Genomic DNA, 14,122 nt, shown 5'->3' with positions numbered 1-14,122 from the left:
TAGATAGGAAAAAATCGTGCAAATCATTAAAAATGATATTTTAAAAACTCTTTCAACCCATCAAAAAGATGGATTCAGTTACCAATTTAATGTTAATCAAACCAGCACAGAACAAAATATTATGCATGGCTCGCAAGCATATTATTTATTGTTGGATATTTTTTATGCCTACAGTGTCGGACAAAAAGATTTATTTGACCTGTTTCTACCCACTGCTTTGTCGTGGTTAAATACCGCCATTGCCTTAAAACAAGAAGTAGATTGGAAACCACGTCATGTTTATAGAATCTATCAGGCACTTGCGGGCGTAAAATGGTTGCAAAGCGGTCAAGACAGTGCTGAAGTAGTGGAAGCATGGCGCGAATGTTTGGCGCAAAGCAATTTATGGATATTTGAAGACCGTTACCCTAGGCAATATTCTGCTTCAAAGGGTATGACAAAAGATTTATTTTATTCCTATTTGCAGCAATGCCTGTTTGCCCGAGATTATCAGCGCGGTATTGAGGTTTATCAGCACTTTAAAGGCGATAAGCCCGTCCGTTTAACCGCTAAAACAGGATTAGTTGCGTTAATGTATGCGGTTTTACGCCATTATGCCTATGGCGAATACGAAAAAGAAAAACTCAATAAAACCATGCGGCAGGTTCTAGGCAAAGAACTGCGTGAAACCTATACACGCGGACATATGTATCGCGTTGTTCATTGGCTTAAAACCATGTGCACCATGCGCGAACGGATTTACACCCCCGAAGAAACTATTTTAACCTTTTATGAATTTTTGGAAGACGATGAAATTCCTGATGAAATTCATGTTTTATTAAAGGCAAAGAATTTGCTGACAAAAACAGATATCACCAAAGCGAATTGACCAACAGATGGATTTGCTTCGGCAATCTGTTTTTTTATTATGCAAATGTGGCACGACAAACAGGTATTTGAGAGCAGAGAACACCGCCACAAAAAGCTATGCTGTTTTGTGAACTTCTATAATACGGTGAAACCCATGGTGGTTTAAACGGTGATACGCCTTTTGAAGTGTTGCAGGCTTATTTTTCACAACCTGTTTTGCAAACAACTCGGCGATTTTCTACACATTATGAGCAATTTAATTCAAATGCTATTAAGCATTAAAAATCCTAAAAATCAATTTATTGAACGCCCTGAACTCATTCAAGGTTATACCGAAGATGAAATCAGGCAAATTGAACAAAAATATAACTTTCCTATTCATGGTCAATTGAAAGAATTATTAATGACAATGGGCAAGTGTTCTGGTGGACTGTTATTTGGGGAGGATATTTATATATAGAGATACAATAGATGCTTATTATTTTTTTAATATTTCAAACATAGAAATACAAGAAGACCCAGATTGCCAAGAGTTCATTAAAAATATGGGGAATATTAATCTGGTGGAAAAAAAATATTTTGTACTCGCTGGTATAAATGAGTATAGATTTCAATATTTTATGCTTCTTGAAAATAATAATGACATTATTTATGAATGGGATACGGATACCGATGAAGTTAAAGAATTTGGCACATTATTTGACTTTTTAAAATTTTATCGTCAAATTACTATATGTCCTATTACTGGGGAAGAAAACAATGATTTTAAAGAATTAACAACAGGTAGATTATTGTAATTTTTAAAGAAGCTATCCTAGCTAGACTATGACATGCCCCAATTTGCTTATACGGCGGTATTTTTGGCACACATTCGCGTATACAAAACAAACGAGAATACACTCTAATGAGATTACAAGTGATAGATAAATAGGATTTTCAAAATGATTAGTATCAGGAAATGAATTAAGCTATACGAATGTTGTAGCAAGATGGCTAAACTATTCCCAGCCTGTTGAATACGAATTGCACCGTTGGACAATGCTCATTCCCATTGACGAATTTTTACAGAGGTGTGAACAAGAATGTAATGAAATGATTGATGAGATTGCAACCGACACCATTGCTGAAAATCTAAAATACGAACGCGAATTAGCAGAAGTGGCATTGGAATTGGGCTATTATCCTGATATACGCACTGTTTGTCTGTATTATCCTGAAGCACTTGTCATGTTAATTAAAGACTATTTCTATGATGATATTTACGAGGCGTTTTTAAATGCCAAAGACGAAGATTGGCTCTTTATTATCAATAGCCATGATTATGTAGATATTAAAGATGGTGTGATTACCCTGTCGGGGCTGGGCTGGCACTATCCTAAATCATAAAACCATTTCTCTTGCTTATCCAAATCCATATAAACACGGTTTTTATTATATACATGATTGCGTCCACACAGGCAAAGCAGTCTGTATAGGGGAAACGTGCTACAATTCACGCTATTATGTATCATTGATTTTTTGCAACACCATGATTTCCACCAACAACATCACCATGCAGTTCGGCGCAAAGCCCTTGTTTGAAAACGTATCCGTCAAATTCGGCGAAGGCAACCGCTACGGCTTAATCGGCGCCAACGGTTCGGGCAAATCCACCTTTATGAAAATTCTCGGCGGCGATTTGGAGCAAACTTCCGGCGAAGTCGCCATCGAGCACGGCGTGCGTTTGGGCAAGCTGCGCCAAGACCAGTTCGCCTACGAAGACAAGCGCGTGTTGGACGTGGTATTGATGGGGCATACCGAAATGTGGGCGGCGATGACCGAGCGCGATGCCATCTATGCCAATTTGGAAGCCACCGAAGACGACTATATGCATGCCGCCGAATTGGAAGCCAAATTCGCCGAATATGACGGCTACACCGCCGAAGCGCGTGCTGCCGAACTGTTGAGCGGCGTGGGCATCGATGAAGCCCTGCACAACGCAACGATGGCGGAAGTCGCGCCCGGTTTCAAACTGCGCGTGTTGCTGGCGCAAGCCCTGTTTTCCAAGCCCGATGTTCTGCTGCTGGACGAGCCGACCAATAACTTGGACATCAATACCATCCGTTGGCTGGAAGGCGTGTTGAACCAATATGATTCCACCATGATTATCATCTCGCACGACCGCCACTTTTTGAACGAAGTCTGCACCCATATGGCGGATTTGGACTACAACACCATCACCATTTATCCCGGCAATTATGACGATTATATGCTCGCGTCCGCGCAAGCCCGCGAGCGCACGCTGAAAGATAATGCCAAAGCCAAAGAAAAACTGCAAGAATTGCAAGAATTTGTGGCGCGTTTCTCGGCAAACAAATCCAAAGCCCGCCAAGCCACCAGCCGTCTGAAACAGGCGGACAAAATCAAGGCGGAAATGGTGGAAGTGAAACCGTCCACCCGTCAAAATCCCTATATCCGTTTTGAAATGGACGAAAAATCCAAGCTGCACCGTCAGGCGGTGGAAGTGGACGGTTTGGCAAAATCTTTTGAAAACAAATTGTTTGAAAAACTGGGCTTTATTTTGGAAGCGGGCGAGCGTTTGGCGGTCATCGGCCCCAACGGTGCGGGCAAATCCACTTTGTTGAAACTGCTGGCGGGCGCGTTTGACGAAAAATTGTCGGACGTGCAAGCCGATTCAGGCAGCATCAAATGGGCGGAAAAAGCGACCATCGGCTATTATCCGCAAGACCACGAAAACGATTTTGACGTATCCATGGATTTGACCGAATGGATGCGCCAATGGGGGCAGGAAGGCGATGACGAGCAAGTTATTCGCGGCACTTTGGGGCGTTTGCTGTTCGGCAGCAATGATGTGGTGAAGCAGGTAAAAGTGTTGTCGGGCGGCGAAAAAGGGCGCATGCTGTACGGCAAATTATTGTTGTTGAAGCCGAATGTGCTGATTATGGACGAGCCGACCAACCATATGGACATGGAAAGCATCGAGTCGCTGAACATGGCTTTGGAAAAATACAAAGGCACGCTGATTTTTGTGTCGCACGACCGTCAGTTTGTGTCGTCTTTGGCAACGCAGGTGATTGAATTGGACGGAAAAGGCGGTTTTGAACATTATTTGGGCGATTACGAAAGCTATTTGGCGAAAAAAGGTTTGGCGTAATTGGATTAGGGCGTGTCATTATTTAAATTTTTCTATTGAAAATCAGTTCAATAAAAAAATACGCCGTCATTCCCGCGAATGCGGGCATCTACTGCCTGATTTTTGGCAAGCGATGTTTTATCAAGGTTTCTAGGGAACAATATCATGCAATTTATCCGACACAGTTTTGCATTGGCTGCCGCTTTGTTGTTGGCAAGTTGTGGCAATCATTCCTTGCCACCGTCTGCACAGCAAGCCAATCACAGCCCTGCCGCACAGGGCGCGGACGCTTTCGCCCCCGAACGCGGCACGGGCTTGACCGAACAAAAAGCCTTTTATGCACAAAAATTTATGGCGGCTTCCGCCAACCCGCTCGCCACCGAAGCGGGCTACGAAGTGCTCAAACGCGGCGGCAGCGCGGTGGACGCGATGATTGCCGTGCAAACCACGCTGGGCTTGGTGGAGCCGCAATCTTCGGGCTTGGGCGGCGGCGCGTTTGTCGTTTATTGGGACAATCAGGCGAAAAAACTCACCACTTTTGACGCGCGGGAAACCGCCCCCGCCGCCGCCACGCCGCAGCTTTTTTTGGACAAAGACGGCAAGCCTTTGAAATTTATGGACGCGGTGGTGGGCGGACGCTCGGTCGGTACGCCGGGCGTTCCCAAATTGATGGAACATTTGCACAAACGCTACGGAAAATTGGCGTGGAAAGAACTGTTTGCAAAACCGATTATGTTGGCGGAACAAGGCTTTAAAGTATCGCCGCGCATGGCCAAATCCATTGAGCAAAACGCGGACGCGCTCAAGCGTTATCCGCAAACCGCCGCTTATTTTCTTCCCAACGGACAGCCGCTTCAGGCAGGCAGCCTGTTGAAAAACCAAGCTTTTGCCGACAGCGTGAAAACTTTGGCGGCGAAAGGCTCCGCACCGTTTTACGATGGCGAATACGCGCAAAATATTGTCAATGCGGTGAAAAATGCCCAAGATAATCCGGGCGTGCTGGCGATGCGCGATTTTAAAAATTACAAAATCATCGAGCGCGAAGCGGTGTGCGCCGATTACCGCCAATATCAGGTGTGCGGCATGGGTGCGCCCAGCTCCGGCGCGATTGCGGTGGGACAGATTCTCGGCATCTTGAACCAATTTGACGGCAAGGCTTCCGCGCCCGACCAAGCGGATTCGTGGCGTTTGCTCGGCGATGCTTCGCGTTTGGCGTTTGCCGACCGCGATGTGTATGTTGCCGACCCCGATTTTGTCCACGTTCCAACCAAGCAGTTGTTATCCAAAGAATATTTAAACAAACGCGCCGAGCTGTTGCGTCAAAGCGGCAACGCGCTGCCTGAAGTGTCGGCGGGCGACGTGTCCGCCAAACATGCCGCCGCGCCCGCGATTGAACTGCCGTCCACCAGCCACATTTCCATCGTGGACGCGCAGGGCAATGTGCTGTCGATGACGACCTCCATTGAAAACGCTTTCGGTTCAACCTTGATGGCAAACGGTTATTTGCTCAACAACGAATTGACCGATTTCGCCTTTGAACCGGAGAAAAACGGCAAACCCGTTGCCAACCGCGTAGAAGGCGGCAAACGGCCGCGCTCGTCTATGGCGCCGACCATTGTGATGGAAAACGGTCGTCCGTATATGGCGGTGGGTTCGCCGGGCGGCAGCCGCATCATCGGCTACGTTGCCAAAACGCTGGTGGCGCACACCGATTGGGGCATGGACATTCAGCAGGCGGTGTCGCTGCCGAATATGCTCAACCGCTTCGGCACTTACGAGCTGGAGGAAAACACCGCCGCCGCCAAATGGGAACAGCCTTTGCAGCAACTGGGCTACAAAACCCAAGTGCGCGATTTGAATTCGGGCGTGCAGGCGATTGTTATCGGCAAACAAGGCTTGATTGGTGCCGCCGACCCGCGCCGCGAAGGGAAAGTGATGGGCGACTGAACCGCACCACGCCAATCGCTTTTCCCGCTCGGGCGATTGGCGATATAATCCCCACTCTCCCAACCCCAAAAAGGCACACACCATGCAAAGCCAAGCCGTACTCACCACCGCGATGAACCACCGTTCCATCCGCAAATTTACCGGCGAAGCCATCGCCCCCGAAATGCTCGAAGCCGTGCTTGCCGCAGGGCAAATGGCGTCCACCTCCAGCTTTTTGCAAAGCGTGAGCGTCATTCGCGTTACCGACCCCGAAAAGCGCAAACAAATCCGCGAAGTGGCGGCGGGCGGCATTCCCAAAGGCCATCACTATGTGGAAAGCTGCGCCGAATTTCTGGTGTTCTGCATCGATGCCAAACGCCACCACCACTTTGCCGCCCAAGCGCAAACCGATTGGATTGAAGTGTTGATGGTGGGCGCGGTGGACGTGGGTTTGTTCGCGCAAAACGTGCTGCTGAGTGCCGAATCACTCGGCTTGGGCGGCGTGTACATCGGCGGCGTGCGCAACGACATCAACCGCGTTTCCGCCATTCTCAACACACCCGAACACGTGATTCCCTTGGTGGGCATGTGCTTGGGACACCCCGCCCACGAGCCGGCACAGCGTCCGCGCCTGCCTTTGGCGGCGGTGCTGTCGGAAAACGAATACCGCCCCGCCGACCCCGCCGTGCTGGAAGCCTACAACCAAACCGTTGCCGACTACTATCAAAACCTGCGCAATTTGGATTTGGACTGGCGCAAACAAATCAACGACACCCTGAACGGCGAAATCCGCCCCGAAATGCTGGCGTATCTCAACAAACAGGGCTTTGCCAAACGCTAAACGGGCGTGTCGTCAATTAGCCGAAAAAACACCACGCCGTCATTCCCGCGAATGCGGGAATCCATTGCACGATGTTTGGCAAGCAATGTTTTATCAAGGTTTGTTTGAACTTGTTTTGGATTCCCGCATTCGCGGGAATGACGGTATAGAAGTTTTTTGGTAAATTGACAACACACCCTGACGGCAAAAGCCATCGTGCCAACGCTTATCCCTACGGATAAGCGTTTTGCTTACGCAGGAACGCGCGCCAAAATATCAATCATTTCATCGGGCAGCCGCCGCAGCGTTTCCAACACCATCTGCTTGGGCAAGGCGCGGTAATAGGCTTCGGCAACACTGCCCGCAATCGCCGCCACCGTATCGCTGTCGCCGCCGAGCGATACCGCCAAACGCACCGCATCTTCAAAACCTTCGCTTTCCAAAAACGCCGTCAATGCCTGCGGCACCGTGCCTTGACAACTTTCGTCAAATTGATAATGCGGACGGATTTGTCCGCAGCTTTGCGACAAATCATAATCAAAAAAATCGGTAATGTTTTGGCGGATAAAACTTTTGCTTTCGCCGCTACGCGCCCAAAAAATCGCTGCCGCCACCGCCTGCGCCCCCTTGATGCCTTCGGGGTGGTTGTGGGTAACGGCGGCGGAATCGTGCGCGGCATTGAGCGTGTCGGTGAGCGAGTCAAACAGCCACCCCACCGCCGACACCCGCATCGCCGCACCGTTGCCCCAGCTTTGGTACGGCTCGGGCGACGCCGACCACAGCCACGCCCCGAAACGTGCGCCGTAGCTGCCGCTCACCTGCGGATAACGCTGACACCAGCGTTGCAGCATCACCGCCAAATCGCCGCGACACCCGCCCAACGCCCATTCCGCCACCGCCACCGTGCAAACCGTATCATCGGTAAAGCCCGATTTGTCGGTAAACAGGGCAAAATCCGTTGCCCGATAATTGGCAAACTCAAACCGCGAACCGACCACATCGCCGATTGCCGCACCCAACATCATGTTTTGCTCCTTTCCAAATTGGCAATCTGCCACAGCCGCGCATTATAAAGCCGATTGCCCCGATAAACGCAACAGCCCCCGCAAAAGGCGTATAATCGCGCCACAACAAAAACATCATTCAGGACTCAGGAATACGCCATGACGGACGCAAACAAAACACCAAAAAGCCGGAAAGTCATCGAAATCCACCCCGAAGGACAACGCATCCACCCCAAAAAAGCCGAAGGGCGTTTTGCCAAGCTGCGTTTGGCGGTGCTGGCTGCCACGCAATTGTTTTTCTACGGCATGCCGTGGCTGATGTGGCACGGACGACAAGCGGTGTGGTTCGACATTCCCGGACGGCATTTTTATATTTTCGACATGGTGCTCGTGCCGAACGATTTGCTGTTTTTAAGCGGCTTGCTGATGGTGTGCGCCTTCGGGCTGTTTTGGTGGACGACCATTGCCGGACGTTTGTGGTGCGGCTACGCCTGCCCGCAAACGGTGTACACCGAAATCATGCTGTGGATTGACCATCTGGTCGAAGGCGACCGCAACCAACGCCTGAAGCTGGAAAAATCGCCGTGGAATCTGCACAAAATCCGCGTCAAGCTGACCAAATACCTGCTGATTGCCGCAGTGGCGGGCTGGACGGGCATCACCTTTGCCGGCTGGTTCGTGCCGATTCGCGAATTTGTGCCCGCGCTGTTTGCCGGCACGGCGGGCTTCGGCGCGGTGCTGACGGCGGCGATTTATGCGGGCTTCACATGGCTTTTGGGACACATCATGCGCGAAAAAGTGTGTTTGCACATGTGTCCGTATGCGCGTTTCCAAAGCGCGATGTTCGACCACGATACTTTGATTATTTCGTATGACGAAGCACGCGGCGAACCGCGCGGGGCGCGGAAAAAAACCGCACAACGCGGCGAAACGGGTTTGGGCGACTGCATCAACTGCAATATGTGCGTGCAGGTGTGCCCTGTCGGCATCGACATCCGCGAAGGTTTGCAATACCAGTGCATCGGCTGCGCGGCGTGCATCGATGCCTGTGATGAGATTATGGACAAGATGGCTTATCCGCGCGGTTTGATTCGCTATACCACCGAAGCGGTACTCAAACACGAATACACTGATGCAGACATCAAAAAACGGCTGTTGCGCCCGAAAGTGGCGTTGTACGGCGGTTTTTTGGGCATTGCCGCCATCGGTTTGGTGGTGGGGCTGTTCACGCGCCAAACCATGCACATCGACATCATCAAAGACCGTGGCGTGATGGTGCGCGAAAACAAATTGGGCATGTTGGAAAACGCCTACCGTTTGAACATCAACAATGCCAGCGAACAGCCGCAAATCGTGTCGGCGGTGGTGCGTGGTTTTGAAGACATCCGTTTGAACGGACTGCCCGAACAGGGCTTGGAAATTCCGGGCGGGGAGTTGGTGTCGGTGCCGGTGCAGGTGTCCACCCAGCCCGAATACGCCGACAGGGGCAGCCACCCGATTGAGTTCGAGTTCCGCTACCGCCCCGCCGGCGCACCCGAAAACCAAGCCCGCACCATTCGCGAAAAAGCCAGCTTTATCGGAGAGTAAGCATGACCCAATCCCCTTCCCCCAACCGCGATGCCCTGCCTTGGTACAGGCAAAAGGTGTTTTGGCTGCTGATGTCAGGCCCGATGATTGTGGTGGTTGCCGCGTTTGCCAGTTTTTATTTTGCCAGCTCGACTGCGGACGATATGGTCAGCGATGATTATTATAAAGACGGCAAGCACATCAATTTGCAAATCGAGCGCGACAGCGAAGCCGCCAAGCGCAAGATTACCGCGCAGGTGTTGTTCAATCCGCAAGCCGATGCCGCCAAAGTGTTCGTGTCGGGCGATTTTCCCCGCGAGCAGCCCTTGCAGTTGGTGCTGATGCACCCCGCCAAGCAGGCGTTTGACCAAACCGTGCCGCTCAAGGCGGGCGGTACTTCGGGCGACAAGGCGGAATATCAGGCGACGTTTGCGCCTTTGGCGGCGGCGGCGCATTGGTATGTGCGGGTGGAAGATGCCAACGGGCAATGGCGGGTACAGTCCAAGTGGCTGCCCAATCAGGGCGGTGCGGTGGAATTGAAACCCAAGCCCGCCGCGCCGTGAGCCGCGACCGCATCAACGGTCAGCCCGTATTTTTGCTGCACAGCAAGGCTTGGCGCGAAAACAGTTTGCGTTTGGAGGTGTTCAGCCGCGATTACGGGCGCGTTGCCCTGCTTGCCCGCAGTGCGCGGACGCGCGGTTCGGAATTGCGCGGGGTGGTGGTGCCGTTTGTGCCGTTTTCGGCTTCGTGGTACGGCAGGGAAGAATTGAAAACGCTGCACCGTGCCGAATGGTTGGGCGGGTGGGCGCAGCCGCAGGGGCAAAGCCTGTTCAGCAGCCTGTATGTGAACGAGTTGGTGTGCAGGCTCACCGCGCCCGAAGACCCGAATCCGCCGCTTTATGATGCGCTGGCGCAGGCTTTGCGCGATATTTGCTGCCACCGCCGCCATACCGCCGCGTTGCGCCGTTTTGAATGGGCGTTGCTGCACGCGCTCGGTTTGTGCGCCGATTGGCAGCAGGACGCGGACGGCAACGCGGTGTCCGCACAGGCGCGTTACCGCATTTGCCCCGAGTCGCCACCGCAACGCTTGCCGGACGGTGCGCCCGCGCCCGATGCGGGCATCACGGTGTACGGCAGGGTGCTGGCGGGCATACGCAACGGTATTTTGGACGATGACGGCGATGTGCGCGCTGCCGCCGCGCTGATGAAAATGCTGGTCGGTTTCCGCCTGCCCGAGCCGCAAACGCGCACGGTGCTACAGCAGCTTAAGGCATTCAAAAGCCGTTTGCCGCCCGCACCACCAGAGCGTGTCATCATTTGAATTTTTCCAATTAAATCAGTATCATATAAAAATACGCCGTCATTCCCGCGCCGGCGGGAATCCACTGCCTGATGTTTGTGAAGCGAAGTTTTATCAATGATTTTTACAATTTGTTTTGGATTCCCGCCTGCGCGGAAATGACGGCGCGGTGCTTTTGCAGTTGATTGATGACGCGCCCTACCGCGTATTTGCAGCTTTGCCGGCACGCCGCGCCAACGCCACCGCCATTTCGCCGCCAAACACGCGCCCGTCCGCCCAATCCGTTTGCAGCCGCATGCCCGCCTGCCGCTTTCTCAATACCACGCCGTACACCGCCGCCCCGTGCGGCCACCAACGGTTGCCCGCCAACTCCAAAAAACGCCAACGCCGAATCCACACCCGCCGCGACACCGGCGGCAGATAATGGATAAAACGCCCGCGCACCACCTGCCAGCCCGTTTGCGCCACGCATTGTTTGAACCGCGCAAACGGCAGCGAATGCGCCACTTGCGGCACTTTACCGCCGATGCGCCACAACGAATGCGGGTTAAAACCCGTCAGCACCACATGGCCGTAGGGGCGCACCACACGGTACAGCTCCGCCAGCACCGCGTGCGCGTCCGCACCGAAATCGGCGGGGTGCATGGCAAGCACGGTGTCGAAACATTCGCCGCGCCAAGGCAGCGCCGCCGCGTCCGCCAACACGTCCGCCGGAAGTGTGCCGCATTGCAACACCATGCCGCATAAGCCGAAATCGGATTTTGCATCTGCGGCAAACGCCCCCGCCAGCAGCGCGCGCCGTCCGCCGCATTCTTGCGCCGCCGCACGGAAAAAATCACGCTCCTGTGCATAAACATATTGACCCAATTCGCTTTTTTCCCACCAGCCGCGCAATGCGCCCAATCCGTCAATCATCTTGTTTTCCTTGTCAAAACACCGCGCGTTTGCCGCGCCGCCGCCGCGTGCCGCCCGCCCGAATCCGCCGCAAGGCATTATTTTACTTGCCCGACCATTGACACATCAACTTGAAAACCTTACGATAGGTTCTGTCTGACCTTCGTCCCAACCCCTCAACCAAGCGATTGAGTCATCATATAAAGAAAACGTTATGAAACCACTAAAATCTCTGGCCGTTGCCGTTGGCGGTTTGTGCGCTGCCGCACACGGCAAAGAAGTCCACAATCCCGAAGCTTCCGGCATGGCGATGATGCGCTTGAACGCATCGGTTTTAAGCGACAATGCCCAGCTTGCCAAAGCCGGCAAAGCCGATACCGGCGCACAGCGCATTTTCGGCGGCAGCGTGTGGAAACAGCTTGCCCACGATTTCCGCTTGGGCGAGGTACACCCCAATCTGGTACGCAGCCACGAAAACAAATTCGCCAACAACAGCGCCTACTTCAAACGCACGCTCGACCGCAGCAAGCCCTATATGTTCCACATCACCAACGAGGTGAAAAAGCGCGGCATGCCCGCCGAAATCGCACTGCTGCCCTTTATCGAAAGCGCGTATGTCACCAAAGCCCGCTCGCACGTGGGCGCATCGGGGCTGTGGCAGTTCATGCCCGCCACCGGCCGCCATTACGGCTTGGAGCAAACCCCGCTTTATGACGGCCGCCACGACGTGTACGCCTCCACCAACGCCGCACTCAACTACCTGCAATACCTGCACGGGCTGTTTGGCGACTGGTCGTTGGCACTGGCCGCCTACAACTGGGGCGAAGGCAACCTCACCCGCGCCATCCGCCGCGCCCAAGCATCGGGGCTGCCGCCCACCTACGAAAACCTGCGCATGCCCGGCGAAACGCGCAACTACGTTCCCAAGCTGCTGGCGGTACGCAATCTGGTACGCAATCCGCACAGCTTCGGGCTGCAACTGCCCGACATCCAACACAGCCCCTATTTCCAAGCGGTCAGCGTGGACACCCCGATGGACGTGATGGCGGCGGCGCATCTGGCAAACATTCCCGAAAGCGAGTTTCTCGCGCTCAATCCGGGCTTCAAAACCCCCGTGTTCATTCCGAAAAACGGGCGCAAAATGCTGCTGCCGGTGGCTGCGGTCAAAACCTTTGAAAACAACTACCGCAACACCGATGCCCGCGCCCTGCTTTCGTGGGACGTATACACCCCCGATTACACCATGACCCTGAGCGACATCGCCGCCAAAACCAATACGCCCGTAGGCGAATTGCGCCGCCTGAACGGCATCAACGGCAACCGCGTGTCGGCAGGCAAAAGCATCTTGGTCAGCCGCAACAACAGCCTGAACACCAACCAAAACATCTCGCTGAACTTTGCCAAAGCCGACAACGACCCCGTTCCCGACACCTATGTGGAGCAAGCGCCCGTGCTGACTGCCGCCGACACCGCCGCACCCGCCTCCGCCCTTGCCCAAAACACCCCCGCGCAAAAACAGGCGAATTTCATCAACTTTGTTGAAAACGGCGCCGTGAACGACCCGATTGTCGAAGCGGCGGCACGCGGTGCGGCGGCAGCAGCAGCGTCCGCTCCCGCAGTCGAAACGGCACCAACCGCCGCCAAAGCCGCCGTCAGCTTTAATTTCACCGAAGCCGCCAAAGCGGATAAAGCTGCTGCCGCCAAAACCGAAACCGTTGCCAAAAGCGTTACCGAAAAACACGCCGACAAAGCCGTACAAGTGGCAAGCGAACACTTTGCCTTTGCCGATGTAACCAACGGTGCGGCTTCCGCCCCTGCTGCCGATACGGCTGTTGCCGAAACCTTTGCAGACGAAAGCGTCCGCGCCGCTTCCGAACCGGCAGCAGCAAACACGTTTGCAGACGACCCCCTGATGGCATTGGCAAAACAACGCAGCCAAGCCCTGCAAGCGGCACGCTCCACCGTTGCCCAAGCCAACGCACAGGCAGAACGCGCCGAAGCCGCCCGTTTGGCAAAAGAAGCCGCACGCGCCAAAGCCCGTGCCGCCGCCGAACGTGCCGCCCGCATTGCCGAAGCCAAAGAAGCCAAACGCCGCGAGCAAGAGCGTCTGCGTGCCGAAAAACTCAAACAAGCACAACAGCTTGCCAGCATCCGCCAAGCGCGTGAAGCGGGCGACCCCGTGGCACAGGCCATCCGCGCTTCCGCCAACATTCAGCAGCACAACGGCACGCACAAAGTCCGCGAAGGCGACACACTCTACAACATCGCCCAACGCTACAACATCAACGTTGCCGATTTGATTCACGCCAACGGCATCCGCAACAACCACATCCGCATCGGGCAGGTTTTGCGCATCGGCGGCGGCAAAAAAGCGGCATCGCGCAACCCGCTCAGCAAAGTTTCCGGCAACGCGGCAACCGCAGCACGCAGCACCACGCCTGCGTCCTACACCGTGCGCAAAGGCGACACCCTGCACAGCATCGCCACCCGCTACAACCTGAACATCAACGAAATCAAACGCCTGAACAACGGCACGTCCAACCTGAAAACCGGACAAACCATTCGTCTGATTTCCAGCTAAAACAGCGTTGCCGCACAAAAATCCTTGCAAAACCAATTGCAAGGATTTT

At 53.6% G+C, this 14,122-nt stretch carries 13 protein-coding genes and 1 pseudogene; 12 read left to right on the top strand and 2 right to left on the bottom strand.

The genetic code is table 11. From position 1 onward, the window contains the following. Window positions 1-16: 16 nt before the first annotated feature. The 8 genes and pseudogenes from G392_RS13495 to nfsA all read left to right on the top strand — a co-directional run bounded on the left by G392_RS13495 (window position 17) and on the right by nfsA (window position 6,749). Window positions 17-868, top strand: a complete 852-nt coding sequence (locus G392_RS13495) for a hypothetical protein (RefSeq protein ID WP_156900769.1) — start codon at window positions 17-19, stop codon at window positions 866-868. A 39-nt stretch (window positions 869-907) separates the two neighbouring features. Beyond that, a pseudogene (locus G392_RS14355) lies at window positions 908-1,068 on the top strand (IS481 family transposase); the annotation flags it as partial. A gap of 28 nt (window positions 1,069-1,096) precedes the next feature. After that, the gene (locus G392_RS11930) at window positions 1,097-1,309 is read left to right on the top strand and encodes an SMI1/KNR4 family protein (protein WP_034334320.1); all 213 of its coding nucleotides are present in this window, start codon (window positions 1,097-1,099) and stop codon (window positions 1,307-1,309) included. Continuing rightward, a complete protein-coding gene (locus G392_RS11925; protein ID WP_169718730.1) occupies window positions 1,275-1,646 on the top strand; it encodes a hypothetical protein in 372 nt (123 codons plus the stop codon). The genes G392_RS11930 and G392_RS11925 overlap by 35 nt, the downstream gene beginning before the upstream one ends. 295 nt (window positions 1,647-1,941) lie before the next feature. Beyond that, on the top strand, window positions 1,942-2,235 hold the full coding sequence (locus G392_RS0102605; protein ID WP_027008967.1) for a hypothetical protein: 294 nt from the start codon (window positions 1,942-1,944) through the stop codon (window positions 2,233-2,235). Between the two features lie 142 nt (window positions 2,236-2,377). After that, window positions 2,378-4,003 (top strand): ABC-F family ATPase, encoded by a 1,626-nt coding sequence (locus tag G392_RS0102600; RefSeq protein WP_027008966.1) that lies wholly within the window; start codon window positions 2,378-2,380, stop codon window positions 4,001-4,003. Window positions 4,004-4,147: 144 nt separating this feature from the next. Then, window positions 4,148-5,929: a gamma-glutamyltransferase gene (ggt, locus tag G392_RS0102595; protein WP_027008965.1), complete on the top strand. Its 1,782-nt coding sequence runs from the start codon at window positions 4,148-4,150 to the stop codon at window positions 5,927-5,929. A gap of 82 nt (window positions 5,930-6,011) precedes the next feature. Next, the gene (gene nfsA / locus G392_RS0102590; protein WP_027008964.1) at window positions 6,012-6,749 is read left to right on the top strand and encodes an oxygen-insensitive NADPH nitroreductase; all 738 of its coding nucleotides are present in this window, start codon (window positions 6,012-6,014) and stop codon (window positions 6,747-6,749) included. 230 nt (window positions 6,750-6,979) lie between these two features. On the opposite strand, the gene G392_RS0102585 is transcribed toward nfsA, so the two are convergent. Continuing rightward, window positions 6,980-7,750, bottom strand: a complete 771-nt coding sequence (locus G392_RS0102585) for an ADP-ribosylglycohydrolase family protein (protein ID WP_027008963.1) — start codon at window positions 7,748-7,750, stop codon at window positions 6,980-6,982. A gap of 141 nt (window positions 7,751-7,891) precedes the next feature. Here G392_RS0102585 and ccoG point away from each other — a divergent pair, with 141 nt between their 5' ends. The 3 genes from ccoG to recO are packed head-to-tail and all read left to right on the top strand — an operon-like array spanning window position 7,892 to window position 10,619. Beyond that, entirely contained in the window at window positions 7,892-9,319 is a 1,428-nt protein-coding gene (gene ccoG, locus G392_RS0102580; protein ID WP_027008962.1) for a cytochrome c oxidase accessory protein CcoG, read from the top strand. Between the two features lie 2 nt (window positions 9,320-9,321). Beyond that, a complete protein-coding gene (locus G392_RS0102575) occupies window positions 9,322-9,861 on the top strand; it encodes a FixH family protein (protein ID WP_034334262.1) in 540 nt (179 codons plus the stop codon). Further along, window positions 9,858-10,619 (top strand): DNA repair protein RecO, encoded by a 762-nt coding sequence (recO, locus tag G392_RS0102570; protein WP_027008960.1) that lies wholly within the window; start codon window positions 9,858-9,860, stop codon window positions 10,617-10,619. The genes G392_RS0102575 and recO overlap by 4 nt, the downstream gene beginning before the upstream one ends. A 177-nt stretch (window positions 10,620-10,796) precedes the next feature. On the opposite strand, the gene G392_RS12970 is transcribed toward recO, so the two are convergent. Further along, the gene (locus G392_RS12970) at window positions 10,797-11,513 is read right to left on the bottom strand and encodes a class I SAM-dependent methyltransferase (RefSeq protein WP_169718729.1); all 717 of its coding nucleotides are present in this window, start codon (window positions 11,511-11,513) and stop codon (window positions 10,797-10,799) included. Window positions 11,514-11,706: 193 nt separating this feature from the next. Between G392_RS12970 and G392_RS0102560 the strand changes: the two genes are divergently transcribed. Then, on the top strand, window positions 11,707-14,073 hold the full coding sequence (locus G392_RS0102560) for a LysM peptidoglycan-binding domain-containing protein (protein WP_027008959.1): 2,367 nt from the start codon (window positions 11,707-11,709) through the stop codon (window positions 14,071-14,073). Window positions 14,074-14,122 lie beyond the last annotated feature (49 nt).

This window comes from Conchiformibius kuhniae DSM 17694 (genome assembly GCF_000428785.1).
In the GTDB taxonomy this organism is placed as follows: Bacteria; Pseudomonadota; Gammaproteobacteria; order Burkholderiales; family Neisseriaceae; genus Conchiformibius; species Conchiformibius kuhniae.
Note: the sequence above shows the minus strand (reverse complement) of the source record. Positions and strands in the feature narration are given on the sequence as shown.

Bases quoted from the DNA above. Each gene is read 5' to 3' on its own strand.
- G392_RS0102600 (WP_027008966.1), top strand. From the start codon at position 2,378: ATGATTTCCACCAACAACATCACCATGCAGTTCGGCGCAAAGCCCTTG.
- G392_RS0102575 (WP_034334262.1), top strand. From the start codon at position 9,322: ATGACCCAATCCCCTTCCCCCAACCGCGATGCCCTGCCTTGGTACAGG.
- G392_RS11930 (WP_034334320.1), top strand. From the start codon at position 1,097: ATGAGCAATTTAATTCAAATGCTATTAAGCATTAAAAATCCTAAAAAT.
- G392_RS12970 (WP_169718729.1), bottom strand. From the start codon at position 11,513: ATGATTGACGGATTGGGCGCATTGCGCGGCTGGTGGGAAAAAAGCGAA.
- nfsA (WP_027008964.1), top strand. From the start codon at position 6,012: ATGCAAAGCCAAGCCGTACTCACCACCGCGATGAACCACCGTTCCATC.
- ggt (WP_027008965.1), top strand. From the start codon at position 4,148: ATGCAATTTATCCGACACAGTTTTGCATTGGCTGCCGCTTTGTTGTTG.
- G392_RS0102585 (WP_027008963.1), bottom strand. From the start codon at position 7,750: ATGTTGGGTGCGGCAATCGGCGATGTGGTCGGTTCGCGGTTTGAGTTT.
- G392_RS0102605 (WP_027008967.1), top strand. From the start codon at position 1,942: ATGATTGATGAGATTGCAACCGACACCATTGCTGAAAATCTAAAATAC.
- ccoG (WP_027008962.1), top strand. From the start codon at position 7,892: ATGACGGACGCAAACAAAACACCAAAAAGCCGGAAAGTCATCGAAATC.
- G392_RS0102560 (WP_027008959.1), top strand. From the start codon at position 11,707: ATGAAACCACTAAAATCTCTGGCCGTTGCCGTTGGCGGTTTGTGCGCT.